This is a genomic window from Dactylosporangium roseum (assembly GCF_025264685.1).
Lineage (GTDB): Bacteria > Actinomycetota > Actinomycetes > Mycobacteriales > Micromonosporaceae > Dactylosporangium > Dactylosporangium roseum.
On record NZ_CP073721.1, the window covers coordinates 2413667 to 2440222 of the forward strand.

The following is a 26556-nucleotide window of genomic DNA, read 5'->3' on the forward strand; positions in this document are numbered from 1 at the left end:
CGTGCTGAGCCTCGCGATCCGCGTCGGCGGCCACCGCGTCGCCGCCCTGTTCGCGGTCGCGTGCGCCGCCCTGGGCGGTGCCGCCCTGATCACCGGCACGGGAGTGCTGGCCGAGTCGGGGCTGCGTTCGCACGTGCCGACCGGCCGGCTCGCCGGCGCCGACGTCGTGATCGCCGCCGACCAGACGTACCGGCCGGCGGAGGACCTGCCGATCCCGCTGCCGGAGCGGGCCGCCGTGCCGAAGTCCACTGTGGACCGGCTGGCGGGGCTGCCCGGTGCCGTCACGGTCGCCGGCGACGTGAGCTTCCCGGCGGCGATCATCGGGCCCGGCGACCGCGTCGTGCCGATGGGTGACCCGCGCACCGCCGGGCACGGCTGGGCGTCCGTGGCCCTGCTGGACGGCCCGCGCGTCGAGGGCACCGCCCCGGCCGGCCCGGGTGAGGTGGCGGTCGACGCGGCCGCCGGGGTGCGGCCCGGCGAGCGGGTCCGGGTCGTCGCGGCGGGCGAGACGCGGGAGTATCGGGTGTCCGCCGTCGTCGGCGCGCCCGGCGCCGGCATCCTCTTCGACGACGCCACCGCGGCTCGGCTGGCCGGGCGGGACGGTGCCGTCGACCTGATCGGGATGCGGGCCGAGCCGGGCCGGGCCGCGTCCGTGGCCGCCGCCGCCCGGGAGCGGCTCGCGGGCAGCGGGCTGACCGTCGCCACGGGCACGGGCCGCGGCGACCTCGAGGCACCCGGCGCCGCGGCCGCGCGGTCGCTGCTGCTGGTCCTCTCCGGGTCGCTGGCGGGCACCACCCTGCTCGTCGTCGGGTTCATCATGGCCGGTGCCATGACCGTGTCCGTCGCCGGCCAGCGCCGCGACCTGGCCCTGCTGCGCGCCGTCGGCGCCACCCCGGGCCAGATCCGCCGGCTCGCCGCCGGCCAGGCCACGGTCGCGACGGCCGCGGCGGTGGTCCCGGGTGCCGCGTTCGGCTACCTGCTGGCCGAGCGGTTCCGGCTCCTGCTGGTCGATCAGGGCATGCTGCCCGCCGAGCTGCCGCTGACCCGCGGCCCGCTGCCCGTGGTCGCGGCCGCGCTGCTGCTCGTCGCGGTGGCGCGGGTGGCCGCCCGGTCCGCCGCGTGGCGCACCTCCCGCCGGCCCGCGACCGAGGCGGTCGCCGAGTCACGGAGCGAGCCGCGCGGCCCGTCACCGGTGCGCACCACCGCGGGCCTGCTGCTGATCGCCGGAGCGACCGCGCTGTCGGCCGTGCCGCTGGTGATGCCGACGCAGGTCGGTGCGGCGGCCACGCCGCTGGCGGGCATCGTCGCCGCGATCGGGCTCGGGCTGGCCGGCCCGGACCTCGTCCGGCGCGCCGGCGCCGGACTCGCCCGCCGCCTGCCGGAGCACACGCCGGCCACGACCTGGCTGGCGGTGGCCAACACCCACGGCTATGCGCTGCGCATCGCCGGCGCCGTGACCACGCTCGCGATGGCGGTGCTGTTCACCCTGACGTATGCGCTGACCCAGACCACGCTCATGAGTGCCGTCTCCGGCGAGGTCCGGGCCGGCACCCGCGCGGACGCCACCGTCACCGCGCCGGGCCTCGGCGGGCTGCCGGCGGGTGCGCTCGACGAGATCCGCGCCGTCCCCGGTGTCCGGGCCGCCGCGCCGGTCAGCGCCACGACCGTGCTGTGGACCACCCGGATGTTCGGGGAGGACAGCGTGGAGAGCACGTCCGCGCTGATCCTCACCCCGGCGGCGAAGGACGTGCTCGATCTCGGCCTGCGCGCCGGCACCCTCGACGCCCTGACCGGCGCGGCGGTGGCGCTCGACGCCGGCGCCGCCGCGGACCGGGGCGTGGACGTCGGCGGATCGGTTCGGCTGATCCTCGGCGACGGCAGCCCGGCCACCGCGAGGGTCGCCGCGATCTACGACCGGGGTCTCGGCTTCGGCCCGGTTGTGCTGTCCCGCGACCTCACCGCCGGACACACCGGCAGCACGCTGGATCAGAGCATCCTGGTCCGCACCGACGGCACGCCGCCCGCGCGGTCGGCGCTGGCCGCGCTCGTCGCGTCCCGGCCGGGTCTCGACCTCGACGGCGACGGCGACGGCGGAGCCCCGGGCGGCCTGGGCGGCACTCCCGCGGAGGTCTGGGTCAACCTGGTCGTCCTCGGCGTCCTGCTCGGCTATCTGCTGCTCGGCATCGCCAACAAGGTGGTGGCCGCGACGTCGGTCCGGGCCACGGAACTGGCCGCGCTGCGACTCATCGGCGCGACCCCGCGGCAGTTGCGCTCGATGATGCGCCGTGAGGCGACGCTGGTGGTCGGCTTCGCGGTGACCGTGGGTGTCGTCCTGGCGCTGGTGCCCCTGATGCTGCTCGGCACCGCCTTCCTGCACCGCCCGTGGGCGGCGGGCCCGCTGTGGCTGCTGCCGGCGTGTGTGCTCGTCGTGGCGGCGGTCGCGTTCCTCGCCACGGACCTGCCCACGCGCCAGGCTTTGCGCACCACCCCGTTCCAGGCCCTGACGGCCCGCGGGTAGCCCGCCACGGGGTCGTGGCGGGCGCGGCGCGGACGGTTGCGGGTGGGAGCTTTGGTCAAGTCGGGGGCAGGCCGATGAAGTCGTGCAGTCCGGCGGTGCGCAGCGTCCGGACCAGGGCGGCCGGCGGGTCCTGGAGGACCAGTCGGGTGCCGGCGCGCTCTGCCTGCTTCGCCGCCGACACGAGGGCGCCGACGCCGCTGGAGTCCATGAAGGTGACCAGTTGCAGGTCGACGTGGATCACCCCGGCGGACTGCTGGAGCGCCTGGTCGACGCAGGCGCGGAACCGCTCGGCGGAGTCGTAGTCGAGATCGCCGCGCGCGACGATCACGAGGCCACCACCGATGCGGCCTTGCACGTGCAGGTTCAGGTTCATCGCCACCGTCCCAACGCTGATCGGCAACAGACTATCCGCCCAGCTCACAACCTTTTTCTTGCCATCAGGCAAGCGATTGGCCACACGGCGTCCGGCCGCAGGTCGGGTCACCGGTGGCGAGGCCGGTGCGCCATCACCCCCGTACCGCGTGCGTCACGGACCGACGGAGGGAACACCGGTTGCGAACGGCGAGCGGGTGGCCGGACCACTCCGGCCAGGTGATGACGGTTCGCCCGGACCGGGTACAGCGTGGTCGGGGCGGTACAGGTTCGCCGGAGGGGGTTCCGTGTCCGGTCTGCCCGCTTGCCGTTTGGTGAGTATCGCCCTGGCTGATCCCGGAGCCTCCCGGTCGCATTTCGGCGCTTGCCGCCCGTGGTGCCCCGCCGCCGATCTTCCGGAGGTGTTCGCCTGATGACCAGTCATGCGCAGATCGACCCCATCGTCCAGTTCGGCGCCGAGGGCCTGCCGGTCGTGTCGCTCTACGTCGGGGTCGAGCCGGACGGCTCGCTCACGAACGAGGGCGAGGTCCGCACCCGGCTCAACAGCTTGCTCGACCCGGTCCGGTCGATGGACAAGGATCACTCGCTGGACCGCGAGGCCCGGCTGTCCATCCGCGGCGACGTGGAGCGCCTCGCGCGCGCCTACACGGAAGAGCGCTGGCCGGCCGGCATGATGGCGCTCTTCTCGTGCAGCGCCAGGAACTTCTTCGAGGAGGTTTCGCTGCCCCGGTCGATCCGTGACCGGGTCGTGGTGGACAGCACACCATGGGTGCGGCCGATGCTCGCCGTCCTCGACGAGTACCGCCGGATGTGCGTGGTCATCACCGACGACGCGATCGCTCAGGTGTGGGACTTGTACCTGCGGGAGCTGCGCGAGGTCTGGCAGTCACGCGACCCGGCGTTGCGCAAGCCCGACTACGCCCACGGCAGGGCGGAGTACAGGGTGCGCAACAAGAGCGGGGAGCTGACCAAGCGCCACTACCGCCGGGTGGCCGAGGTGCTGACCGACCGGTTCCGCAATGACGGGTTCGACGTGCTCGCGGTGGGCGGTCACCAGCACGAGGCGGCCAGCTTCATCGAGTACCTGCCCCGCGAGCTGCGGGAGCGCGTCGCCGGGACGTTCACCGTCGACGCGAACACCGCCACCGCCGGCGACGTGCGCCGCGCCGCCGAGTCGGTGATGCGGCGGTACGAGCAGCAGGAGGAGCGCGGGCTGGTGGCCGGGATCGCCGAGGCCGTGGCCGAGCGGCGGTGGGCCGCGTTCGGCCTCGACACCTGCCTGTGGGCCGGCACGGTGTCGGCGATCGGGACGCTCGCGGTGGAGGAGGGCGTCGAGAAGCCGGGCGTGGTCTGCGACCGGGACGGCTGGATGTCGCAGGCGGGGGAGACCTGCGCACTGTGCGGGGAGCCGGTCCGGGCCACCACCGACGTCATCGACGAACTGGTCGAGTCCGTGATGGACGACGGCGGCTCGGTGCGCCACATCCGCTTCGAGACGGAGCTGCGCGACCACGCGGTCGGCGCGCGCCTGCGGTTCCCGCTCCCGGAGAAGCCGGCGGCGTGAGGGAAGCTGGCGGCCTGAGGGAAGCCGGCGGCCTGACCGGTGCCGACCGGCCCACCCGTTCGACCCGATCAGCCGACCGCGCGCAGTGCCCGGTGGACGACGCCGCCCGCGGCGCGCAGGGCCTTGCGGGCCTGGTCGACGTCGGCCCGGGTGAGCAGGGTCAGCAGCGCGACCTTCGCCTCGCCGTCGGCCGCCGTCAGCGCCGCCTGGCAGGTCTCCGCCGGCACGCCGGTCGCCTGGACGAGCATGCGGACCTGCCGGACCCGCAGCTTGGCGTTGCTCGCGACCATGTCGGTCATCAGATTGGAGTAGGTGCGGCCGAGCCGGATCATCACCGCGGTCGACAGCGCGTTGAGCACGAGCTTCTGGGCTGTGCCGGCCTTCATCCGCGTCGAGCCGGTGACCACCTCGGGCCCGGTGTCGACGGCGATGTGGATGTCGGCGAGCGGCGCCAGGGTGGCGCCGGGGTTGGCGGAGAGCAGCAAGGTGCGCGCGCCCCGGTTGCGGGCGGCCCGCAGCGCGCCCCCGACGAACGGCGTGCCGCCGCTGGCGGTGACGCCGAACGCGATGTCGCCCCCGGTGAGGGGCTCGGCCGCCGAGGCGCCGGCGGCGGTGTCGTCCTCGGCCGCCTCGACCGCGTCGGTGAGGGCGGTGGTACCGCCGGCGAGGTGCGCGACGACGTGGCCGGGCTCGACGCCGTACGTCGGGCGCAGCTCGGTCGCGTCGAGCACGGCCATCCTGCCGGAGGTACCGGCGCCGAAATAGTGCAGGCGATGGCCGGATCGCAGCGCGTCGACGGTCCGGTCGACCGCCTCGGCGAGCTCCGGGAGCACGGCGGCGACCGCGCCGGCCACGGTCGCGTCCTCCGAGTTGATCAGTTCCAGGATCCGCATCGTCGGGAGCCGGTCGATGTCGTAGGTGCGCGGGTTGCGCTCTTCCGTCGGGGCGAGCGGGGAAGAGATGGTCACCAGCGTCCTCGTTCCGGTCGTACGCGCCGGCTGCGGACCGCCTCACGGGTCTTCTCCACAGCCATCTTGGTCTGTCCGTAGGTCTTCTGGGCGACGCCGACGAACACGCAGTCGACGACGGTGAGCTGGGCCAGCCGGCTGGCCATCGCGCCCGAGCGGAACGTCGTCTCGCGGGCGGCGGTGGTGAGCGTCAGATCGGCGATGCGGGTGATCGGCGACTTGGGGAAGTTGGTGAGCGCGACGGTGGTGGCGCCGCGGCGGCCGGCCTCGGCGAACGCCTCGATCGTGTCTACGGTCGTGCCGGTGTGCGAGATGCCGACGGCCACGTCGCGGCCGTCGAGCAGGGCGGCGCTGGTCAGCGCCAGGTGCAGGTCGGACCAGGCGTAGGCCACCAGGCCGACCCGGTGCAGCTTCATCTGGAAGTCGCGGGCGACGAACGCGCTCGCCCCGACGCCGTAGATGTCGATCCGGCGGGCGCCCGCGACAGCGTCGATCACGTGCTGCAGGGTGTCGAGGTCGAGTTGGGCGGCGGTGTCCTCGACGGCACGGGCGTCGGCGAACGCGATCGTCTTGACGACGGTGGCGAGCGGGTCCGTCGGGCTGATGTCGCTGCCGGGCTCCTCGCCGCCGGTGCCGTCGTCCTGCGCCCGGCCCGCCTCGGCCGCTAGCCTGAGTCGTAGCTCAGGATAGCCGGAGAAGCCGATGGCGCGGCAGAACCGGATGACCGTGGTTTCGGACGTGTCGGCCCGCTTGGCCAGCTCAGTGATCGTCAACTGGGCCGCGGTGGCCGACTCGTCGACGATGATCCGCCCGACGCGCTGCTCGGCCGGTGAGAGGGAGGGCAGCAATCCGCGGACCTTTACCGCCGTGGACGTGGCGCCGCCTTCGTCGGACGGCTGGCTCACCTTCATGTGGGAAAGTTTCCGTTTTCTCGACGTTTTCGTCAATGGAGTACGGTGTCCCCCGTGAACGTACCTCTGGTCGCCGGCGTCGACGCCGGTGCCACCAGCACCCGCTGCCTGGTGAGCACGATCGACGGCATGATAGTCGGCCGCGGCCGGTCCGGTGGTGCGAACCAGAACTCCAGCGGCGGCCGCCCGGCCGTGGCGCTGGCCGAGGCACTGCGGGCGGCGCTCGACGGCGTCGACCCGGCGCGGGTCGCGCTCGGCGTGGTCGGCGCGGCCGGGGCGGCGTCCGCGGGGCGGGTCGAGGCGCGGCAGGCCGCCGAGGAGGCGTGGCTGACCGTCGGCCTGTCGGGCGGGGGCGTGCGCAGCGTGACCGATCTCGAGGTGGCGTTCGCCGCCGGAACCGGTCAGCCCGCCGGTCTTCTCCTGCTGTCCGGTACCGGGGCGGCGGCGGTGGCGTTCGACGCCGGGGTGGCGCGGAAGCGCTGCGACGGATACGGGTGGCTGCTCGGCGACGAGGGCTCGGCCGTGTGGCTGGGCCGTGAGGCGCTGCGGGCGGTGCTGTGCGGCCTCGACGGCCGCGGCCCGGCGACGCGGCTCACCGGCCCGGTGACCGACGCGCTGGAGGCGGTGGCGCACCCGGACCCGGATGAGCACGCCCAGGCACTCGTCCGGGTCGCGTACCGCCGCCCGCCGGCCTCGCTCGGCCTGCTCGCCCCGCTGGTGAGCACCGCCGCGGAGGCCGGCGACCAGGTGGCCGTCCGCATCGTGGAGACGGCCGCCGCGCACCTGCTGCACGGACTCGAGGCGGTGTCCCGCCGGGTCCGCCTGTCCGGTCCGCCGGCGGTCGTCCTGGCCGGCTCGGTGCTGCTCCGGCCGGGACCGGTGGCCGACCGGGTCCGCGCGGGAGTCGAGGAGCGGTTCCGGGTGGCCCCGACGGAGGCTCGCGACGGCGCCGCGGGCGCCGCGGCCCTGGCGATCGCCGCCCTCACCGGCGCCCCGGTCGACCGGGCCGTCCACGCCCGGCTGACCGCTGCCGCATAGCCGCGTTCCGTGCCCGGCGGGACGTGCGCGCGGACACGATCGGCACGCCCTGAGGGTCCGGATGCCGCCTGCCGGGACGCCGGCGCGGGTTCCCGGCGGCCTCTGGCCGTAAGCCCCCCGGCAACGATTTCGTCAATATTCGCCGCCGCCTCGCGGGCCGGCGAAGACTGCGGCACGATCGGATACGGCGCACTGCCGCGGCGTATCCGCAGCCAGTGCCCCATGTCATCGGTTGGCGGGGCGGTCGCGGTGCGTCGATGAACTCCACTGGGTCGGCAAGTGGCAAGAATCTTCCGACTCTTGAAAGTTACGTTAGAAACCTTCATCGTGGTCAACGACGAGCGCCCCCTCGACCCCCACGAAGGAGCACGACGGATGAACACGATGACCCGCAGGGGCGTGCTGCAGACCGCGGCCGCCACCGGCTTGCTTGCCGCTACACCGGCCGTCCTCGCCGCCTGCGCCACCGGCGGCGACAAGAACGACAAGAGTGCCGAAGGCGACAAGAGCAACACGAACCCGCTCGGCGTGAAGGAGGACGCTTCGCTCGAGGTCGTCATCTTCAACGGCGGGTTCGGTGAGGACTACGCCAAGGCGCACGAGGCGATGTACAAGGAGAAGTACCCGAAGGCGGAGATCAAACACTCGGCGACGCAGGAGATCAACAAGACCCTCCAGCCGCGGTTCGTCGACGGCACCCCGCCCGACATGGTCAACAACTCCGGTTCCGGTCAGATCGACTTCAACGGCCTCGTGTCGGAGAAGGCGATCGTCGACCTGCAACCGCTGCTCGACGCGCCGAGCCTGGACATCCCGGGCAAGAAGGTGCGCGACACGCTGCTGCCGGGCTCGCTGACGCCGAGCACGTACGACGGCAAGACGATGTTCCTCAACTACGCGTACACGGCATACGGCGTCTGGTACAACGAGAAGCTCCTCACGGACAAGGGCTGGCAGTACCCCAAGACGTGGGACGAGATGATCGCCCTGGCCAAGACGATCAAGGCGGCCGGCATCGCGCCCTGGACCTACCAGGGCAAGCACCCGCGGTACATGAGCTGGATCATCCTGTCGATGGCCGCGAAGATGGCCGGCCCGCAGATCCTGGTGTCGATCGACAACCTCGAGCCCAACGCCTGGAAGCACGACGCGATCAAGGCGGCCGCCGAGGCGGTCCGGCAGCTCGTCGTCGACGGCTACATCCTGCCCGGCTCGGAGGGCCTCGACCACGTCCAGTCGCAGACCGAGTGGTCGAAGGGCAACGCGGTCTTCATCTCCTGCGGCTCGTGGCTGGAGTCGGAGCAGAAGAAGGTCACCCCGCCCGACTTCAAGATGGCGATCGCGCCGACGCCGAGCATGGGCTCGGGCGACAAGCTGCCGTTCGCGGCGCTTCGGGGCACCGCCGGCGAGCCGTACATGGTCCCGGCCAAGGGCAGGAACGTCAACGGCGGCCTCGAGTACCTGCGCGTCATGCTGTCGAAGAAGGGCGCGGCGGACTTCACCAAGAAGACCTCGAGCCTGACCGTCGTCGCCGGAGCCGCCGACGGCATCGAGCTGCCGCCCGGCCTGACCAGCGTCACCAAGGCACTCGCCGCGTCCGGCTCCAACGGCTTCAACTGGGTGTACAACTCCTTCTACCGGAAGCTGGAGCGCAACCTCGTCGACGCGGCCTGCGGCGAGCTCATGACGGGCCGCGCCACCGCGCAGCAGTTCGTCGAGCAGTGCCAGAAGGGCGCGGACGAGATCGCCAAGGACGACTCGTTCAAGAAGTACAAGCGGAGCTGACCCATGCGGCACGGTAGGCGCCTGTTCGCGCTCACGTTTCTCCTGCCACCACTGGCGCTGTACGCCGTGTTCGTGCTTTCGCCGTACGCCCAGGCATTCCAAATCTCCGCGACGGACTGGAAGGGATTGTCGCCGGACTACAACTACGTGGGCCTCGCCAACTTCGCCAAGCTCCTGAAGGACGAGCACCTCTGGAACGCCCTGAAGAACAACGCCATCCTGCTGGTGGCGCTGCCGATCATCACGATCGTGCTGGCGCTGTTCTTCGCCACCATGCTCACGGTCGGTGGCCGGAAGGGGAAGGCCGGCGTCAGCGGGGTCCGTGGCGCCGCCTTCTACCGGGTCGTCTACTTCTTCCCGCAGGTGCTGTCGGTGGCCATCATCGGCGTGCTGTGGAAGGAGGTCTACGCGCCGAGAAGCGGCATACTCAACGGCTTTCTCCGCGCGGTCGGCCTCGACTCGCTCGCAAAGCCCTGGCTCGGCGACCCCGACCTGGCGTTCTACTGCGTCATGGCGGTCATGGTCTGGAGCAACGTCGGCTTCTACGTGGTGCTCTTCAACGCCGCGATGCAGTCGATCCCCAAGGAGATCTACGAGGCGGCGATGCTGGACGGTGCGGAGCGCCGCACCGTCCTGCGCATGATCACCGTCCCGCTGCTGTGGGAGACGATCCAGGTCGCCTGGATCTACCTCGCGGTCATCGCGATCGACGCCTTCGCGCTGGTGCAGATCGTCACCAACGGCGGCCCGGGCGAGAGTTCCAGGGTCGTCGGTCTGTACCTCTACGAGGCGGCGATGAACGAGAACAAGTTCGGCTTCGCCTCCGCGATCGGCGTCGCGCTGTTCTTCCTGACCCTGTCCATTGCGTTCGTCTCGCTGCGGCTCACCCGTCGCGACCGGATCGAGCTCTGAGGCCCGAATGACCACGATCTCCGAGCCGCAGACCACGGCGGTGTCCCCGAAGCCGGAGAAGGCGCCGCGCGAGCGGGGTCGCTTCAGTACCTTCAACGTGTTCTCCCACACCATGCTCGTGGGTTGGGCGTTGCTGACGACGCTCCCGCTGCTCTGGGCGATCATGAGCGGGTTCAAGGACGACAACGAGATCCTCACCAGCGCCTGGCGCCTGCCGTCGAAGCTCCGCTTCGAGAACTGGAGCCGGGCCTGGAACGAGGCCAACCTCGGCCTGTACTTCCTGAACACCGCGATCGTCGTCGCCGGCGCGCTGGTGCTCACGATGCTGCTCGGCTCGATGGCCGCCTACGTGCTCGCGCGATACGACCTCAAGTTCGGCCGGCTCATCTACTTCCTGTTCGTCGGCGGGATGATGTTCCCGGTGTTCCTGGCGCTGGTCCCGCTGTTCTTCGTGGTGAAGAACATGGGCCTGCTCTCGACGCACCTGGGCCTGATCCTGACCTACACCGCGTATGCGCTGCCGTTCACGGTCTTCTTCCTCACGGCGTTCTTCCGGACGCTGCCGACGGAGGTGGCCGAGGCGGCGATGGTCGACGGCTGCTCGCACTTCGGCCTGTTCTTCCGGATCATGCTGCCGATGGCGAAGCCGGGCATCATCAGCGTGGGCATCTTCAACCTGCTGACGCACTGGAACCAGTACATCCTGCCGATCGTGCTCATGCAGGGTCAGGGCGCGGAGAAGAAATGGGTGCTCACCCAGGGCCTGACCGCGCTCACGATCAACCAGGGTTACGCCGGCGACTACAGCGCCCTGTTCGCCGGGATGGCGATCGCGATGCTGCCCGTGCTGATCCTGTACCTGGCGTTCCAGCGGCAGGTGCAGTCCGGCCTCACCGCCGGCCATCTGAAGTGAGTGGCGCACCGGATGCCCCTCGACGGCGACGGGCGCCCCGGGATCCCGGGGCGCCCGCCGCTGCGTGGTATTCAGGCCGTCACGTGCTGGCGTGGTTCGACATCGACAGGCCGGCACGGCTCCACCAGACGAACGTGGTCGTGTTCTTGGCCGTCTGCACCCGGTGCCAGACCTGGCCGTCACCGCCGATGGCGAAGACCTCGAGCAGCCCGTCGTCCCGCTTGTGGAGCGTCGGGTTGCTGTAGATCAGCCCGCTCAGGTTGTCCCAAGTGGTCCAGGAACCCGGGGTGGACGTCGAGGTCTGCTTGGTCGCCCACAGGTTGTCGTCCAGGCCGCGGCCCATCACGACGACGGTCCCGTCGTCGTTCTGGGTCAGCGCCAGCGAGTGCAGGTACCGCGGCGAGCTCACCGGGGTCCACCAGGCGAACGAGCCGTCGGCGTTCTGCAGGCGGTGCCAGATCGAGTGGTCACCGCCGACGACGAACACCTGCAACCGGCCGTTGTTGTTCAGCACGGCGACCGGCTCGCTGTAGATCAACCCGCCCAGGTTCTCCCAGGTGCCCCAGGTACCGTCGGCGGCCTGGACGTTGGTGTACAGGTTGTTGTCCGAGCCGCGCGCGAACATCTGCGGCCGGCCGACGCTGTTGCGCACGATCGGCCCGGTCATCTTCACCGTCGCCCCGGACGCCACGTAGAGATCGGCGCGCAGGTTCCGGACGGTGCCGTCCGGGCCCACACCCGCCGCGACCAGCGAGTGGTTCGACCCTTGGAGGTCGCTCGGGATGGTGATCGGCTGGGCGAAGTCACCATTGGCGTCGGTGAGGACGCTGACCAGCTCGGTCGGGTCCGAGTACAGCGTGATGACCACCGTGGAGAACGGCGCGTAACCGGACCCCTCGAGCGTGATCTCCTGCCCCGGCTCGGCGGCGCTGATCGGGCCGGCGTCGGTGGTGAGCGGTGCGTCCGCCGGTGGCGCCGTCGCCGGCGTCTGCGGTTCCGTCGCCGTGACGGAGTTGGACGGGTCGCTCACCGGCGAGTCGCCGGCGGCCGAGTGGGCCACCACCGTCACGGTGTAGTCCTCGCCCGCGGTCGCGCCGAGCACGCAGCTTGTCTCGGTCTTGCTCTTCGTGGTGCAGGTGGCCGGGCCCGGCGTCGCCGTCACCGTGTAGCCGGTGACCTCCGTGCCGTTCTCGTTCGGGGCCGTCCACGTCGCCTCGATCGACGACACCCCGGCGGTCAGCGTCGGCGCCGCCGGCTTGTCCGGGGCGTCCGGCGGTGCGGGGACCACCGTCAGCGTCGCCGCGCTGGTGGTCACGCTGCCGAGCGAGTTCTGGAACACCGCGCGGTACTGCGCGCCGTTCTGCTGGTCCGTCGTGGTGAACGTCAGCGTCCCGGTCGTCTGGCCGGCGATGTCCGTCCAGGTGCCGCCCTTGAGCAGTTCCTGCCACTTGACGTCCGGGGTCGGGTAACCCGAGGCCGTCGCCGTGAACTTGGCCTGGGTGCCGACGCTGCGCGACTGCGCGTACGGCGGCTTCGTCACCTTCGGCGCCGCGTTGTACGCATACATGATGGTGCTGTTGCTGTCGCCGCCGGCCGTGGTGACCACGACCGGGGCCGTGCCGGGGGTGCCCGCCGGGGCGGTCACCTTGAGGCTGGTGGCGTTGACCGGCGTGAGGTTGGTGCCCTCCACGCCGCCGATGGTGACCTTGGTGGCATCGGCCAGGTCGGTGCCGTTGACGGTCACCACGGTCCCGCCGGCCGGAGGGCCGCTGGACGGTGTCACGCTGGACACCACCGGCGGATCCACATAGGTGAACTCCACGGTGGCGTTGCTGTCGCCGCCGGCCGTGGTGACCACGACCGGAGCCGCACCGGCGGCGTGCGCCGGCGTGGTCACCTTGAGCGAGGTGGCGGTGACCGCCGTGAGGGCGGTGCCGGGCGTCCCGTCGAAGGTGACCGCGGTGGCGCCGGTCAGGTTGGTGCCGGTGACGGTCACCTGGGTCCCGCCGGCCACCGGGCCTGCGGTCGCCTCCACCTTCGTCACCGTCGGTGCGGCGACGTACGTGAAGTTGAGCGTGGTGACGGACGGGCCGTCAGCATTCGTCACAACCACCGGGGCGAGGCCGGTGGTGCCCGGCGGCGTGGTGATGGTGACGGTGGTGGCGGTGACCCCCGTGAGGTTGGTTCCCGCGACACCGTCGAAGGTGACGCCGCTGGTGCCCGTCATGTTGGTCCCGGTGATGGTCACCGCGGTCCCGCCGGCGACAGGACCGCTTGACGGTGTGATGTCCGTCAGGGTCGGAACTGCCGCGTATGCCGGTGTCGCCACCGCGACGCCCGCCGCGGTGAGCGTAAGGGCCAGCGCCGTGCCGGCCCAGGTTCGTCCGCGTGGTACCGGCCCCCCGCGGATGTTCGTGGTTGCAAACACCCTTTCCCCCCGTACAGGTGTGGAGCGGCACCTGGTGCCGCTCGGTCTCCACGAACGTAGGTCAGATGTGAATGGTTTTTGCAATACTTCGGTGGATTCGCACCCGGACAGCCGGTAACGGCCGTCCGGTACTCGGTCATACCTCCACGGATCAGCGACGTTGCGTATGGTGAGGGCAGCACGCCGTCGACGAGGACGCGAAGGGGAGCGATCACCGTGACCGACACCGGTTGGACGACCGACACCAGGGGAACGGGTCGATACGCGGCGGTCAACGGCCTCGATCTCTACTACGAGACCGTCGGCAGCGGACGGCCCATGATCCTGCTGCACGGCGGACTCGGCTCCGGGGAGATGTTCGGGCCGATCCTGCCCGCGCTGGCCGAGCGCCACCAGGTGATCACCGTCGACCTCCAGGGGCACGGCCGGACCGCCGACGTCGACCGGCCGCTCGACATCTTCCTGATGGCCGACGACATCGCGGCACTGATCGACCACCTCGGGCTCGACCAGCCCGACCTGGTCGGCTACTCGCTCGGCGGCGGCGTCGCGCTGCGCGCCGCGGTGCGGTATCCGGACAAGGTCGGCCGGCTCGTCGCCGCCTCGGCGAACATCCGCTCCGACGCGATCTACGCGGAGATGCGGGCCCAGCAGGGCCAGGTGTCCGCGGCCGCCGCGGAGTTCATGAAGGACACCCCGATGTATCGGCTGTACCAGCAGGTCGCGCCGCGTCCGCAGGACTTCCCTCGGCTGCTGGACAAGATCGGTGCGCTGATGGCGAACGACTTCGATCTCACCGAGGACGTCCGTGGCCTCCGGGTGCCGACACTCATCGTCGCCGCCGACGCCGACATGGCACCGCCGAGCCACTACGTCGAGGTCTTCAACCTGCTCGACGGCGGCCTCCGTGACGGCGGCTGGGCCGGCGAGGGCCGGCCCAAAGGCGGCCACGCCCTGGCGATCCTGCCCGGCCTGACGCACTACAGCATCTTCGGCTCACCGCTGTTCGCCGCGGTGACCCTCGCGTTCCTCGACGAGCAGTAGGTCCGCTCGCCCGCAAGTGGCGCGGCAGCGTGGCGCCACCGCGCGGCCGGCCCCGCCGCCGGGCCGGCGACCGGCTCCTGAGCGGGCGCGGTCAGCCGACACCCTCGCAGGGGCGGCCGTCGACGGTGCACGCCGTCGGGGTCGCGTCGAGCAGGGCCGCGCCGTTGACGCGGAACGACACCGTCACCGACCGGCCCCCGCCGACCTGCGCGGTGCCCGAGTCGGGGACGAAGGTCCACACCGCACCGTCGCGGGTCACGGTCGCGCCGGAGACGTCCGTGACCGTGAGCGTGCTGCGCGGCAGGGTCAGGGTCACGGTCCAGCCGGTCACCGGCACCGTGCCCGGGTTGGTGACCGCGATCGTGGCCGGGTAGCCGGCCAGCCCGTCGTTGCCTCTGGCGAACCTGGCGGTCAGCGGCACCGGGGTGGCGCCGCGGGACGGGGCGCTCGTGCCCGGCGCCGCACGGGTGGAGGCGCTCGGGGAAGGACTCGGCGGCGCCGAGGACGGTGCCTGCGCGCTGCCCCCCGCGTGACCGGTGGTCGACCCGGCCGCCGTGGCCGGCGGCGCCGGTCCGCCTGCGGGCGCCGGCGGCGCGGACGGCCACAGGAACACCGCGACGAGCGCTCCAGTGCCGGCCAGCGCGGCGAGGGAGCCGCCGGCGACGCCGGCCACGACCGGCCGGTCACCGCCGCGCAGCAGTCGCCGGAGGCCGCCGGGCGCTTGGGCGAGCGTGTCCAGCAGCACGACCGGCACGCTCCGGGGCCGCTTCACAGGTCCCACAGCCCGGACAACACCTTGCCGAGCAGTTGGTCCGACGGCTCGTCGGCCGGGCGCTCGCCGCCCGCGACCACGAGCCCGGCGGCGCGCAGGTCGGACAGGAGCACGCGGGCGGTGCTCAGCGGCACCCCGAGGTGGGCGGCGACCTCGGCGACCGAGACGGGGCGGGCGGACAGCCGCAGGATCTCGGCCTGCTCGGGGGAGAGGTCCTCCAGGCCGGTGGGCGCCGGCCCGGCCGTCACGACGCTGGCCAGGTCGAGGCCGTCGGTGTCGGGGGTCACGCGGCCCCGGGTCAGCGCGTACAGGCGGACCACCGGGCCGGCGTCCGCGTCGTACCAGACCTCGTCGGCGAGGTCCCTCGGCGGTGCGGTCACCGGGCCTCGCCGCCGGTCCGTCCGCGGGCCGCGAGCACCCGGCGGGCACGCTCGGCGGTCTCGGCGACCGGCTCGTTGACCACCTCCGGATCCGGCGCGCCGGTGAAGGTGACCGCGAGGAGGGCGGCGTCCCCGGCCGGCTCGACGACCAGCAGGACGTGCTCCATCTCGACGATGGTGCGCAGGGCGTCGCCGCCGTGGATCTGCCGGCCGGCCGCGGCGGCGAGGGCGTGCAGGCCGGCCGCGGCCGCCGCGACGAGGGTGGCGGCCTCCTCGGTGACCGTCCGGGAGGCGACGAGCGCCACGCCGTCGGCCGACAGGAGCACGGCCAGCTCCGCTTCGGACACCCGGTCGACGAGGTCGTCGAGCAGGTGGTGCAGGTCGTCCGCCGGGGCGATCGTCGTCTGCTTCAACGTTGTCCTCCTACCGCTGCGCGGTGTCGTCCACAGTGGAGTGCCGCATCGGGAGCTCGACGGTGGGCGCGGCGACGTCCGGCCGCCCGTCGCCCGCGCTGGTCCCGCCGGTGTCGTCACCGCCGGGGTCGGCGCCGGGTCCGCCCCGGCCGCGGGCCGCGAGGCGGTCGCGGAAGCGGGCGGTCCGGTCGACCGGCGGCGGCCGGTCGGCCCGCCGCCACGCGAAGCCGGCCGCGACCGGGACAGGGCCCGGCGCCCGCTGCGGCAACCCGTCCTGCCGCGGCTCCGGAAGGCCGGGCGGGACGCCCGGGTCCGGCGGCTCCGGACGCCGGGGCGGGTCGGGGTGGGGGTCGTCGTCGAGGACCATCAGCCCCAGCGGGATGCGGACCCGGGCGGCGATCCCGCCGCGCGGGGCCTCCTCCAGGTCGATCTCGACGGCATGGGTACGGGCCAGCCGGCCGGCCAGCCGCAGCCCCGTCCGCTCCGGTCCGGCCGGCCGGAACGGGCGGGCCAGCGCGTCGCGGGCCGCCGCCAGCTCGCCCGCCGTCATGCCGGGACCCCGGTCCTGGACCACGACCGTGTACGCGGTGAGGCCCAGCTCTCCGGTGACCCAGACCGTGGAGTCCCCGGGCGAGCAGCGAGTGGCGTTGTCGATCAGCTCGGTCAGCAGGTGGGTGACGTCGCCGACGGCCGGACCGGCCAGCCCGGCGGGGTCGACCGACGCGACCATCACCGCGCCGTACCGCTCCACGGACGCCGCGGCGGCCCGGGCGACGTCGACCACGGGCACCGGCCGGCGCCAGCGGCGGCCCGGCGCGCCACCGCCGAGGATGATCGCCTTCTCGACGTTGCGCCGTAGCTGGGCGGCGAGGTGGTCGGCGCGGAACAGCGCGGCCAGGTCGCCGGTGTCGTTCTCGCGCCGCTCCAGCTCGTCCAGCACGGCAAGCTGCCGGTGCAGCAGGGCCTGGTTGCGCCGGCTGAGCGTCAGCAGCACGGTGGCGGTGCCGTCGTCCGGCTCGGCGGCCGGGGCGTCCCGGCGCCGGGCGAGGGCGTAGGCGGCGAGCACGGCGACGAGGCCGAGACCGCCGAAGAGGCCGACCTGGACGATGGCCGACACACCGGCCGGCGCCAGCCCGGCGGTGCCCTCACCCAGCCCCGCCGCGACGATGCCACGCTCCGCCGCCAGCGCCGGGCCGGCCGCTGCCCGCCAGGCCGCCGCGTCGGGTGCGCCGGTGCCGCGGACCAGCGCGTCCTCGGCCGCGGCGAGCCCGGTGTCCGGCAGGGCGTCCAGGCGGGCCCGGTCGGGTGCGGCCAGTGCGGCGGCGGCGTCGGCGTGCAGCAGCCGCCGGGCGCCGGCGAGCTGGGCCAGCTCGGTCCGGTCGGCGTCGGTGAACGTCGCTCGCGCGCCCGAGATCAGGGCGTCCTCGCGGGCCAGCAACTCACCGGCGCGGGTCAGGGCGGCCAGCGCGCGCTGCCGCTCGGCCGCGGCCGGGTCGGTCCGGGGCCAGATGGCGGCGGCGAGCTGGAGCGCGGCGCCGGTGGTCTCCGTGTAGGCGGCTGCGGCCTGCCGCGCGTCGAGCGACCGGTCGTCGACGCCGGTGCGGATGGCGGCCAGCGCGGCCAGCCGGTCGAGCAGCCGGGCCGCGGCGCCCCCGGCCGGCGTGCCGCTCCAGCCGACCCGGGCGCGGCCGGCGGACTCGCGCAGCCGCGCCGCCGCCTGATCGGTCCGGGCGCGCTGCGCCGCCAGCTCGTCGGGCCGGCCGGGGCCGGCGAGGACGAGCGCGGTGAGCCGGCGCTCCTCCTGCAGGGCGGCGATCACCGGCTGGGCGGGCTCGACGAGGTCGACGGCGGTCGCGCGGTCCTGGAAGTGCGTCAGCGCGGTACGCCCGCTGTGGTAGGTGCCGAACGCCCACATGACGGCGAGGAGGAGCAACAGGGCGTGCCGGCGGCGCAGGATCACGGCGCCCCGTCCGCGACCGCGCCGGCCGTGTCGTCATCGATCAGGATCCGCAACCGCGCGAGCAGGTCGGCTCGGCTGGCGCAGCCGAGCCGCTGGCGCATCCGGGCCATGTGGTGCTCGACGGTCTTCGCGGCGATGAAGAGCCGGTCGCCGACCTCCCGGTAGGTGAGCCCTTCGAGCACGAGCCTCGCCACCTCCCGTTCGCGTGCGCTGAGCACCGGATCGGCCGAACCGTCGCCCCCGGGCCGGGGCGACGGTTCGGCCGCTGCCGCGCCGGCGCGGCCGGCGCCACGGCCCTGTAGCAGCCGGGCGCACTCCAGCAGCGCCGTCATCGCGCGGCGGTCGGTGGTCCGGATCGCGGCCTGCCCGGCGAGCCTGGCCCCGTCCCAGCGGAACCCGACGCCGTGCAGCCCGCGCGCGGCGGCCTCGACGGCGGCCGGGTCGACGCGCGCGTTGAGCACCTCCAGCCAGCTCGCCGCGGCGGTCGCGGCGGCGGCCGCGTAGGCGCTGTGTCCACTGTGGGCGGCCAGCGCGGTGACGTGCCGCGCCGCCACCGACGGCTGCTCGGCGATGACGGCCGCGTGCAGCGCGCTCCAGTGCAGCGGCACGGCCCACAGCGGCGGCTCGGCGACCGCGGCCAGCAGCAGGTCCGCCTCGCGAAGATGGGTCGCGAGCCAGCGCTGCTGGCCGAGCCGGGCCGCCGCGATCGCGAACTCCCCGAGCGGCAACATGGTGAACAGGTCGACCGGGTGGCGGACCAGCGCCTCGCACGCGGCCGGCCACCCCCGGTGCAGCGCGACCAGGTCGCTGCGGCGGCGGGCCAGCCCGATCCCCAGCGCGGCGGCGAACACCAGGTCGCGCGGTTCGAGCCGGTCCCGGTCGGCGGTCACGGCGGTGAGCTGCGCGTCGGCGGCGGTGAGGTTGCCGCGCACCATCTCCAGCCAGGCACGTAGCAGCCCGTGCCGGGTGGCGAGCAGCGCGCCGCCCACCCGGGACGCGATGGCCCGGTCCAGGACCGATTCGCCGATGTCGAGCTCGCCGCAGTGCAGGGCGACGAGCCCGGCCAACGCGGCGGGACCGTCGGGCAGCGGCACGGCGGGCCCGGCGGACTCCAGCAGCGCCGCCGCCTGCACGAGCGTCGACAGCGCGCCCGTGGCGGTGCCGGTGACCGACTCCCGCACGCCGCGCGCCATGAGCGAGGCGGCACCGGTGAGCAGTGTCGGCGGGCCGTCGCCGGGCGAGTCCCGCAGCGCCGCTTCCGCCTCGGCGAGCCGCCCGGTGGCGAGCAGGCCGATCGCGGCGAACGCCGGCGAGGGGCCACGGTTGGACCAGCGGTACAGCTCGGCACTGCGGCCCAGTTGGCCCCGGTGCGCGATCGCGGTGGCGGCCAGCAGCGCGCCCTCGGCGCGCTCCGGCGAGTCCGGCGCGGCGACGACCTGGTCGGCCAGGCGCAGCGCGGCGTCGACGTCGCCGGCGAGCGCCGCGGCCCGTGCCTGGCGGACGACGGTCGGGCGGCCGGCGGCGGCCGCGGCGGCGAACAGCTCGGCGGCCAGGGCCGGCTCGCCGTCCAACGCCTCCTCGGCCGCGGCCTCGAACGCCGCCGCCATCCCCGTGCCGCCGAGCCGTTCGGTCCCCGCCGGGCCGGTGCCGAGCAGGGCGCGAACCAGGGGGAGCACGGGGCCGCGCCGGTCCAGTTGCAACTCGGTGAGCCGCTGCCACACCGCGACACGCTCGGCCGTCGGGGTCAGCGTTGCGAGGGCGGTCCGGGTGATCGGCACTAGCTGTCCGTCGCGCCCGACGAGTCCGGTCGCGCGGGCCGCCTCGAGGACCGCGCCGACGCCTTCGGGCCCACAGTCCAGCAGCGCACCGAGCAGGTCCATCCGCAGGCCCAGGCCGGCCTCCGCGGCGAGCAGAGCGCGCCGGACGTCAGGGTCGAGCTCGTCGAGCTCCGCCGTGAAGCCGGCGACCGCGGCCGCCGGCACCTCCAGCCGGGCGCCGCCGTGCCGGCCGCCGCTCGCCGCCAGGGCGGCCGCGAGCCGGACCACGTAGGCCGGCACCCCGGCGGTCTGCGCCGCGACGAACGACGTGACCTCCGGCGCGGGGGTCAGCTCCCAGGCGTGGGCGAGGTACGCACGAACCTGTTCGGGCCCAAACGGTGTGAGCGTGAGCGGCGGCCGCACGCGGGGCAGCGCGTCGACGAGCTCCAGCAGGGCGACGGGCCGTGGCCACGGCCGGTAGGCCAGCACCAGCCGCGGCATCCCGCGCCGGACCCGGTCGCGCAGCGCCGCCAGCCGGTCCGGACCGAGCAGGTGCGCGTCGTCCACGAGCAGGACCGCGTCGCCGTCCGGCTCGGCGTCGGCCTGCCACGGGGTCACGACCCGCACGCCGGCCGCGGTCAGCGCGTCGCCCAGGGCTTGCAGCAGCGCCGACTTGCCGTGACCGCCCGGTGCCCGCACCTGGGCGCAGAGCGGGCCGAGCGGGTCGGCGGTGGCCGCGTCGAACAACTGCCTGGCGGGTGCGCCGAGGACGAGCCTGCGTGCGGCCGGGTGCGTCGTCGTCCGTGCCCCGGTCACCGCCGCCTCCTGCCGCGGCGGGCGCGCCGGGCGACCAGCGTCCCGACCGGTGGGTCCGCGTCCCGCGCCGGTTCCGTGGCCGGCTCCACCGGCGGCCGCGCCGGGCGGCCGTCGTCCCCGGCGGGCCACGACTCCTCGGCGGCGAGCGGCAGCGGGGCGGTGACCTCGTGCGGCCAGACCGGTGCGGCACCGCCGCGGTGGCCGCTCACGATCCGCCGGGCGACCAGCGCCGCGCCGCGCGCCGCGGTCGTGCGCGGGTCCTCGTCGAGCAGGACCGGGGCCCGCAGCCGGTCGGCGATCAGCTCGGCGACCAGCGGTGTCCGGGCCGCGCCGCCGACGAGCAGCACCCCGGCGACGTCGGCGGGGGCGTGGTCGCCGCCGGCGACGAGCCGCGCCAGGCCGTCGACGCTGGCCCGCAGCAGCGGCCGGATCAGCGTCTCCAGCTCCGCGCGGGTGACCCGCATCGCCCGCTGGTGCTCGCCGGTCCCGCCCGGGTCGCCGGCCCACCAGGGCAGCGGCACGTGCGCCTCCGGCGCGTCGGAGAGCCGCTCCCGGGCCTCCGTGCAGTCGCGGCGCAGCAGCACGGCGACCGGGCCCGAGTCGACGTCCGCGGACGGGTCGGTGATCGCACGGCCGATCGCCGCACGGACGTGTGCCAGCAGGGCGTCGTCCAGGTCCGCGCCGCCGATGGTGTGCTCGGTGTGCGCCAGCAGCTCCGGTGACCGGTGGGCGGGCCGGCCGACCAGGAACGTGGTGCAGGTCGTGCCGCCCAGGTCGTAGCCGGCCAGCAGTGCGTTGCCCGGCAGCCGGCCGCCGGCCGACTGGTGCTCGGCGGCGGCGACGGGGCCGGGCACCAGCACGACGTCACCGAGACCGGCGTCGCGCAGCGCCTCGAGGAGCAGGCCCTGCCGGTGCGGGCCCCAACCCGCCGGATGGGCGAGGACCACCTGCTCGCACGCCTCGCCCTCCTGCTCGTGCAGCCGGTCGACGACCAGCCGCGCCAGCGCGGCGAGGAGTTCCTGCGGCCGGTACGACCGGCCGTCCACCACCATCGGCACGTCGTCGCCGACCCGCCGGTTGAACCCGCGCAGGATGCGGCCCGGATCCCCGGAGGCGTCGGCGCGCACGCCGTCGCCGGTCAGCAGCGCGCCGGTCGGCGACAACTCGATCAGTGACGCGGCGGCCGAGGAACGGGCACCGAGTCGCACCGTCTCGGCACCGCCCCAGGTGGCTCCGCGGCGCCGGCAGACGGCGGCCGAGGTGAAGCTGTCGCCAATGTCTACTCCCAGGACGTACGGCATGGTGGTGTTCCTCGATGTGCGGGGCGGTTCAACGCGTTGTTCGTACCAGATACGCCATCGACGGTCTCCCCTAGATCTCTGCGTGGCCCGATTTCCCCCAATGCCCCTAACGGCAGGTGGGGGACCATCCCCCAAGGAGTCGCCCGGTTACTCGGCGCGATCCCCGATGCCGGCTTCGTCCCCGTGAACCTACCTTCGGCGGCGGCGCTGGACGAATGCATCCAGGCATGTTTATGTTGTTGACACCCTGCGAGGAGAGCCTGTTCATGGAAACCCCGGCAAGCCCGACGCTGCACGACTTCGTGCTCAACCTGCTCACCGACCCGGCCGCGCGTTCGGCGTTCGAGCTCGATCCCGAAGGAGTCCTCGTCGACGCCGGACTCGGCGACATCACCGAGGCCGACGTGCAGGACGTCATCCCGCTGGTGATGGACTACGCGCCGATCGGCGGACTCACCGAGATCGTCGGCACCGACGACGCGACGCTCGGCTTCGACGGCGACGTTACCGGCGCCGTCCGGCAACTGCAGGGCATCACCCAGTTCGCGGTGGTCGGCAGCCGGCAGGCGCACGGCCACGGCTCTGACATGACCGTCAACGCCACGGCCGTCGCGGGCGCCTCGGTCGGCCTCGGCGGGCTGTCGCTCGCGCCGGCCGGCCTGCCGGTGCCGGGTGCCGTCCCGGGCGCGCTCGACCTGTCGCTGCTCGGTGACCCGGCCGGCACGCTCGACGCGGTCGACCCGGTGGTCGGTGGCACGACCGGCACGGTGGTCGACACCGTCGACCCCGTCCTCGACACCACCGACCCGGTGGTGCACTCGGTCGACCCGATCCTCGGCACGGTCGACCCGGTCCTCGGCGGCGTGTACGGTACGGTCGACGTGACGCTCAGCACGGCGACCGACCTGGAGCCGGTCGACTCGCTCGGCCTCGGCGGGGTCGCCGACACCGGCACGGTGACGGACACCGTCGACGCGACGGTGTCGAACGTCACCGGTTCAGTGGTGTCAGGGCACGGCGACGGCCTCACCGGCGGGCTCCTCGGCGGCAGCGGCGCTCCCGCCGAGCACGACCAGGACCACGGTGGTCTGCTGGGCCACCTGCACTGACCGCACCGACGCCGACCGTGGACGGAAGCACCTCTTGACGGACATCTGGGAGGCCGGACTCGCGACACACCCGCGTCCGGCCTCTCCACCCGCCCCGGAGCCGCTCGCGCCGGACCTCTTCGCGCCGGATCCCCTCGCGCCGGATCCCGTCGCCGCGGAATCCGGCACGGGCGTGCCGCGCTGGCTCGACCTGCTCGACCGCACCACCCGCACCTGCGTGGCGCTCGACCGGCCCGACCTGGCGCGCTGGCTGCGCCACCGGCGCGCGCGCCTGCTCGACCCGCAGTTGCGCGTCCTGGTCGTGGGCGGGGCCAAGCAGGGCAAGAGCCAGCTCGTCAACGCGTTGCTCAACGCCACGGTCTGCCCCGCCGGCGACCGCGCGGGGCGGCGGGTGGCCACCGTCGTCCAGCACGGGGCGGCGCCGTCGGCGCACCTCGTCCGCCGCCGTCCGGCCCGGCCGCACGACGACGAGCCCGCGGAGGACCGCCTGCCGCTGCCGGTCGAGCGCCTCGCCGACCTCGACGCCGGCGACGACCGCGAACCGCACCGCGGCCTGCTCTACGCCGAGGTGGGGCTGCCCCGGTCGCTGCTGGCCGGCGGGCTCGCGCTGATCGAGGCGCCCGCCGTCGACTGGTCCGACCCGGTGCCGGAGGTGACCGGCATCGCCGCGGTGACCCGCGCCGACACGGTGCTCTTCGTGACCGAGGCGACCCGCGAGCTGTCCCGCGGCGAGCTGGCGCTGCTCGCGCACCTCGGCCGGTCGTACCCGGGCATGGTGGTCGCGCTCACGAAGACCGATCTGGCCCCCGACTGGCGGCGGGTGCTGCGGCGCAACCGGCAGCGGCTCGCCGAGGCGGGCGTGCCCGTGCGGCTGCTCGCCCTCTCCGCGACGCTGCGCCTGCACGCCGCGCGCACCGGCGACCAGGCACTCAACACGGAGTCCGGCTTCCCGCACCTGGTGACCCACCTGCGGCAGACCGTGGCCGGCAAGAGCGAGCTGCTGGCGCCCGCGGCCGTCGGGCTGGCGACCCGCACGGTGCTCGAGGACCTGGCCGCGGCCCTGCGCGAGGAGCTGTCCGTCCAGCGCAAGGGTGGCACGTCCGATGCCATGTCGCGGCTGCACGAGGCCCAGCGCGGCCTCGAGGAGTTGCGCCGCCGCGCGACCCGGTGGCAGTACGCGCTGGCCGACGAGGTCTCCGACCTGGTCTCCGACATCGAATACGACCTGCGCGAGCGGACCCGCGCGGTCCTGCGCAGGGCCGACGAGCGTCTCGACGAGGCCGACCCGGCCCGCACCTGGCAGTCGTTCGCGGAGTGGCTCGACGGTTCGCTCCGCGACGCGGCCGAGGCCAACTTCGGCTGGCTCGCGGAGCGCATCGACGCCATGGCCGCCCGGGTGGCGCGGGAGTTCCCGCCCGGCACCGCCGACCGCCTTCCACAGTGGACACCGGCGCTGCTGCGGGACGCGCCGGACCGGGTGGATCCGCTCGACAGGCCCACCGTCGACCGGCTGTCGTTGAGCCAGAAGGTCTTCACGGGGCTGCGCGGGTCGTACGGCGGCGTGCTCATGTTCGGCCTCGCCACCGGCCTCGCCGGGATGCCGCTGATCAACCCGATCTCGCTCGGCGCGGGCGCGCTCTTCGCCGGCAAGAGCATCCGCGACGAGAGCCTCTCCACCCGCAAACGGCGCCAGGCCACCGCGAAGGCCGCCGTCCAGCGCCACGTGGACGACGTCTTCGCCCGGCTCAACAAGGACGCCAAGGACGTGATCCGGCAGGCGCAGCGGGTCCTGCGCGGCCACTTCACCGAGCTCACCGAGGAGCTGCGGCAGGCCGTCGTGGAGTCGGCCCGCACCGCCAAGCAGGCCGTCGACGACGACGCCGCGGTGCGCGACCACCGGGCGCGGCGTATCCAGCGCGAGCTGGTCGGCCTCGCCGGGCTGTACAAGCAGGCGACCGCGCTCGGTGCCGGCCGGGCGGTGCTGGTGCCGGCGCAACGGCGACCGCCCGCATGAGGCCCGCCGAGGACCTCCGCGACGCGGTCCGCAGCCTGATGGGCGAGGCGCTGTACGTCTACCAGGACAGCCCGCGGGCTTCGACCTGGTTGCGGGACCATCTCGACCGGTTCGACGAGCCGCTGCGGGTCGCCGTCACCGGCCGGGCCGGTGCCGGGCGGTCGACCCTCGTCAACGTCATGGTCGGGGCCGATGTCAGCCCCGTCTTCGGGGCCGATCTCGACGGCCGGCCGCTCACCTGGTATCAGGACGGCCCCGCGCCCCGGGTGACCGTGTACCCGGTCCAGGGCCCCGCCCAGGAGCTGCCGGTGGCCCGGTTCGCCGACGGGCTGCGCCTCGACCCGGTCGGCCTGCCGCCGGGAGAGGCCGGCGAGGTGGTGGTCGAGCTGCCGGTCCGGGCGCTGCGCCACGCGCAGCTCGTCGAGACCCCGGCCGTCCAGGTCGGTGCCGGTCCGGTGCGCGGCGACGGCACACCGGAGGCCGCCCTCGCCCGGCGGGTGCTGCGCGACGCGGACGCGGTGCTGTACCTCACCCGCCACCTCGACGACGCCGACCTGCGCTTCCTGGAGATGGCGTGGCAGGGCACCGTCGCCGCGGCGGCACCGGTCAGCGTGCTGACCGTGCTGTCCCGTGCCGACGAGCTGGCCGGCGGCGGCATCGACGCGCTGACCCAGGCGCGGCAGCTCGCCCGGCGGCACCGCCGCGACCCGGCGATCGGCCCGGTGGCGCGGCATGTCGTGGCGCTCGCGCCGCGCCTGGCCCGCGCGGCAGCCACGCTCACCGAAGCGGAGTTCACCGTCCTCGCGGCCCTCGCCGCCGTGCCCCGGGCGGCCCTCGACGCCTTCCTGCTCTCGGCCGACCGGTTCACCGGGCAGCAGCCGGTGCCCGGATCCGCCTTCCCGGCCCCGGTCGACCCCGCCACGCGCCGCGCGCTGCTCGACCGGCTCGGGCTGACCGGCGTCCGGTTGTGCACGACGCTCGTCCGCTCCACCGGCCGGACCCGCGACCGGCTCGCCGCCGAACTGGTCCGGCGCAGCGGCCTGGCCGAGCTGCGCGAGTCGGTCCGGGAGCAGTTCCTCGACCGGCGGCACGCGCTCAAGGCGCGGTCCGCGCTCATCGCCCTCGAGTTCATGCTGCGCGCCGAGCCGCGGCCCGGTGCCGAGTACCTCCTCGCCGAGCTCGAGCGCACGGTCGCCGGGGCGCACGACTTCCAGGAGCTGCGATTCCTCGCGGCGCTGCGGGCCGGGCGGGTGACGCTGCCGGCGCCGCTCACGGCGGAGGCCAGGCGGCTGGCCGGCGCGGCCGGCGCGAACGTCGTGGCGCGCCTCGGCCTGGAGCACGAGCCGACCGAGGACGAGCTGTGGAGGCTCAGCAACGACGTGCTGCGCCGCTGGCGCCTGACCGCCGAGGACGTGACGCTCACCGCCGAGCAGCGCCGCGCCGCGGCCGTCGTCGTGCGGAGCTGCGAGGGGATGGTCGCGCGCGTCGGCGCCGCGGACGTCAGGCCCTGACCGACCCTCGCGGCCTTCTTCGCCGCGCGGGTGGCCGCGGTCGAGGAAGCCGACCGGCAGGGTGCGGACG

The 26556-nt window shown here is 74.2% G+C and carries 20 protein-coding genes; 10 read left to right on the top strand and 10 right to left on the bottom strand.

From position 1 onward, the window contains the following. Position 1 precedes the first annotated feature (1 nt). Complete coding sequence (locus Drose_RS12000) at positions 2-2518, top strand: FtsX-like permease family protein (RefSeq protein ID WP_260728250.1); 2517 nt, start codon at positions 2-4, stop codon at positions 2516-2518. 55 nt (positions 2519-2573) lie between these two features. Here the strand turns inward: Drose_RS12000 and Drose_RS12005 are convergent, their stop codons facing one another. Further along, entirely contained in the window at positions 2574-2891 is a 318-nt protein-coding gene (locus Drose_RS12005; RefSeq protein ID WP_260729698.1) for an STAS domain-containing protein, read from the bottom strand. A gap of 411 nt (positions 2892-3302) precedes the next feature. On the opposite strand from Drose_RS12005, the gene Drose_RS12010 reads away from it, so the two are divergent. Next, complete coding sequence (locus tag Drose_RS12010; protein WP_260728251.1) at positions 3303-4454, top strand: baeRF10 domain-containing protein; 1152 nt, start codon at positions 3303-3305, stop codon at positions 4452-4454. Between the two features lie 68 nt (positions 4455-4522). On the opposite strand, the gene murQ is transcribed toward Drose_RS12010, so the two are convergent. Then, positions 4523-5422: an N-acetylmuramic acid 6-phosphate etherase gene (gene murQ / locus Drose_RS12015; protein WP_260728252.1), complete on the bottom strand. Its 900-nt coding sequence runs from the start codon at positions 5420-5422 to the stop codon at positions 4523-4525. Next, positions 5419-6333: a MurR/RpiR family transcriptional regulator gene (locus Drose_RS12020; RefSeq protein ID WP_260728253.1), complete on the bottom strand. Its 915-nt coding sequence runs from the start codon at positions 6331-6333 to the stop codon at positions 5419-5421. The genes murQ and Drose_RS12020 overlap by 4 nt, the downstream gene beginning before the upstream one ends. 54 nt (positions 6334-6387) lie before the next feature. Here Drose_RS12020 and Drose_RS12025 point away from each other — a divergent pair, with 54 nt between their 5' ends. From Drose_RS12025 to Drose_RS12040, 4 genes are all read left to right on the top strand, one after another. Continuing rightward, positions 6388-7371: an N-acetylglucosamine kinase gene (locus Drose_RS12025; RefSeq protein WP_260728254.1), complete on the top strand. Its 984-nt coding sequence runs from the start codon at positions 6388-6390 to the stop codon at positions 7369-7371. Positions 7372-7746: 375 nt separating this feature from the next. Beyond that, positions 7747-9156: an N-acetylglucosamine/diacetylchitobiose ABC transporter substrate-binding protein gene (gene ngcE / locus Drose_RS12030; RefSeq protein WP_260728255.1), complete on the top strand. Its 1410-nt coding sequence runs from the start codon at positions 7747-7749 to the stop codon at positions 9154-9156. 3 nt (positions 9157-9159) lie between these two features. Then, on the top strand, positions 9160-10068 hold the full coding sequence (locus tag Drose_RS12035; protein ID WP_260728256.1) for a carbohydrate ABC transporter permease: 909 nt from the start codon (positions 9160-9162) through the stop codon (positions 10066-10068). 7 nt (positions 10069-10075) lie between these two features. Beyond that, the gene (locus Drose_RS12040; RefSeq protein WP_390891370.1) at positions 10076-10981 is read left to right on the top strand and encodes a carbohydrate ABC transporter permease; all 906 of its coding nucleotides are present in this window, start codon (positions 10076-10078) and stop codon (positions 10979-10981) included. Positions 10982-11060: 79 nt separating this feature from the next. On the opposite strand, the gene Drose_RS12045 is transcribed toward Drose_RS12040, so the two are convergent. Then, entirely contained in the window at positions 11061-13832 is a 2772-nt protein-coding gene (locus tag Drose_RS12045; protein WP_313900017.1) for an IPT/TIG domain-containing protein, read from the bottom strand. Here Drose_RS12045 and Drose_RS12050 point away from each other — a divergent pair. Beyond that, a complete protein-coding gene (locus Drose_RS12050; RefSeq protein ID WP_260729700.1) occupies positions 13728-14453 on the top strand; it encodes an alpha/beta fold hydrolase in 726 nt (241 codons plus the stop codon). The genes Drose_RS12045 and Drose_RS12050 overlap by 105 nt on opposite strands. A gap of 91 nt (positions 14454-14544) precedes the next feature. On the opposite strand, the gene Drose_RS12055 is transcribed toward Drose_RS12050, so the two are convergent. The 6 genes from Drose_RS12055 to Drose_RS12080 are packed head-to-tail and all read right to left on the bottom strand — an operon-like array spanning position 14545 to position 21852. Beyond that, entirely contained in the window at positions 14545-15234 is a 690-nt protein-coding gene (locus Drose_RS12055) for a cellulose-binding domain-containing protein (RefSeq protein ID WP_260728258.1), read from the bottom strand. After that, complete coding sequence (locus Drose_RS12060) at positions 15222-15605, bottom strand: DUF742 domain-containing protein (protein ID WP_260728259.1); 384 nt, start codon at positions 15603-15605, stop codon at positions 15222-15224. The genes Drose_RS12055 and Drose_RS12060 overlap by 13 nt, the downstream gene beginning before the upstream one ends. Continuing rightward, positions 15602-16018 carry a roadblock/LC7 domain-containing protein gene (locus Drose_RS12065; RefSeq protein ID WP_260728260.1) on the bottom strand — a complete coding sequence of 139 codons (417 nt, stop codon included), beginning with the start codon at positions 16016-16018 and terminating at the stop codon, positions 15602-15604. The genes Drose_RS12060 and Drose_RS12065 overlap by 4 nt, the downstream gene beginning before the upstream one ends. Before the next feature lie 10 nt (positions 16019-16028). Continuing rightward, positions 16029-17978: a nitrate- and nitrite sensing domain-containing protein gene (locus Drose_RS12070; RefSeq protein WP_260728261.1), complete on the bottom strand. Its 1950-nt coding sequence runs from the start codon at positions 17976-17978 to the stop codon at positions 16029-16031. Then, positions 17975-20551, bottom strand: a complete 2577-nt coding sequence (locus Drose_RS12075; RefSeq protein ID WP_260728262.1) for a helix-turn-helix transcriptional regulator — start codon at positions 20549-20551, stop codon at positions 17975-17977. Before Drose_RS12075 ends, Drose_RS12070 begins: the two co-directional genes overlap by 4 nt. After that, the gene (locus tag Drose_RS12080) at positions 20548-21852 is read right to left on the bottom strand and encodes an Hsp70 family protein (protein ID WP_260728263.1); all 1305 of its coding nucleotides are present in this window, start codon (positions 21850-21852) and stop codon (positions 20548-20550) included. The genes Drose_RS12075 and Drose_RS12080 overlap by 4 nt, the downstream gene beginning before the upstream one ends. Before the next feature lie 266 nt (positions 21853-22118). On the opposite strand from Drose_RS12080, the gene Drose_RS12085 reads away from it, so the two are divergent. Genes Drose_RS12085 through Drose_RS12095 form a run of 3 tightly spaced genes read left to right on the top strand, consistent with a single transcriptional unit; the run spans position 22119 to position 26486 of the window. Continuing rightward, positions 22119-22961 (top strand): IniB N-terminal domain-containing protein, encoded by an 843-nt coding sequence (locus tag Drose_RS12085; RefSeq protein WP_260728264.1) that lies wholly within the window; start codon positions 22119-22121, stop codon positions 22959-22961. A 34-nt stretch (positions 22962-22995) separates the two neighbouring features. After that, positions 22996-24975: a P-loop NTPase family protein gene (locus tag Drose_RS12090; protein WP_260728265.1), complete on the top strand. Its 1980-nt coding sequence runs from the start codon at positions 22996-22998 to the stop codon at positions 24973-24975. Then, complete coding sequence (locus Drose_RS12095) at positions 24972-26486, top strand: ribosome biogenesis GTPase Der (RefSeq protein ID WP_260728266.1); 1515 nt, start codon at positions 24972-24974, stop codon at positions 26484-26486. The genes Drose_RS12090 and Drose_RS12095 overlap by 4 nt, the downstream gene beginning before the upstream one ends. The last annotated feature ends 70 nt before the right edge of the window (positions 26487-26556 follow it).

Bases quoted from the DNA above. Each gene is read 5' to 3' on its own strand.
- Drose_RS12005 (WP_260729698.1), bottom strand. From the start codon at position 2,891: ATGAACCTGAACCTGCACGTGCAAGGCCGCATCGGTGGTGGCCTCGTG.
- Drose_RS12010 (WP_260728251.1), top strand. From the start codon at position 3,303: ATGACCAGTCATGCGCAGATCGACCCCATCGTCCAGTTCGGCGCCGAG.
- Drose_RS12020 (WP_260728253.1), bottom strand. From the start codon at position 6,333: ATGAAGGTGAGCCAGCCGTCCGACGAAGGCGGCGCCACGTCCACGGCG.
- ngcE (WP_260728255.1), top strand. From the start codon at position 7,747: ATGAACACGATGACCCGCAGGGGCGTGCTGCAGACCGCGGCCGCCACC.
- Drose_RS12035 (WP_260728256.1), top strand. From the start codon at position 9,160: ATGCGGCACGGTAGGCGCCTGTTCGCGCTCACGTTTCTCCTGCCACCA.
- Drose_RS12040 (WP_390891370.1), top strand. From the start codon at position 10,076: ATGACCACGATCTCCGAGCCGCAGACCACGGCGGTGTCCCCGAAGCCG.
- Drose_RS12050 (WP_260729700.1), top strand. From the start codon at position 13,728: ATGATCCTGCTGCACGGCGGACTCGGCTCCGGGGAGATGTTCGGGCCG.
- Drose_RS12080 (WP_260728263.1), bottom strand. From the start codon at position 21,852: ATGCCGTACGTCCTGGGAGTAGACATTGGCGACAGCTTCACCTCGGCC.
- Drose_RS12085 (WP_260728264.1), top strand. From the start codon at position 22,119: ATGGAAACCCCGGCAAGCCCGACGCTGCACGACTTCGTGCTCAACCTG.
- Drose_RS12095 (WP_260728266.1), top strand. From the start codon at position 24,972: ATGAGGCCCGCCGAGGACCTCCGCGACGCGGTCCGCAGCCTGATGGGC.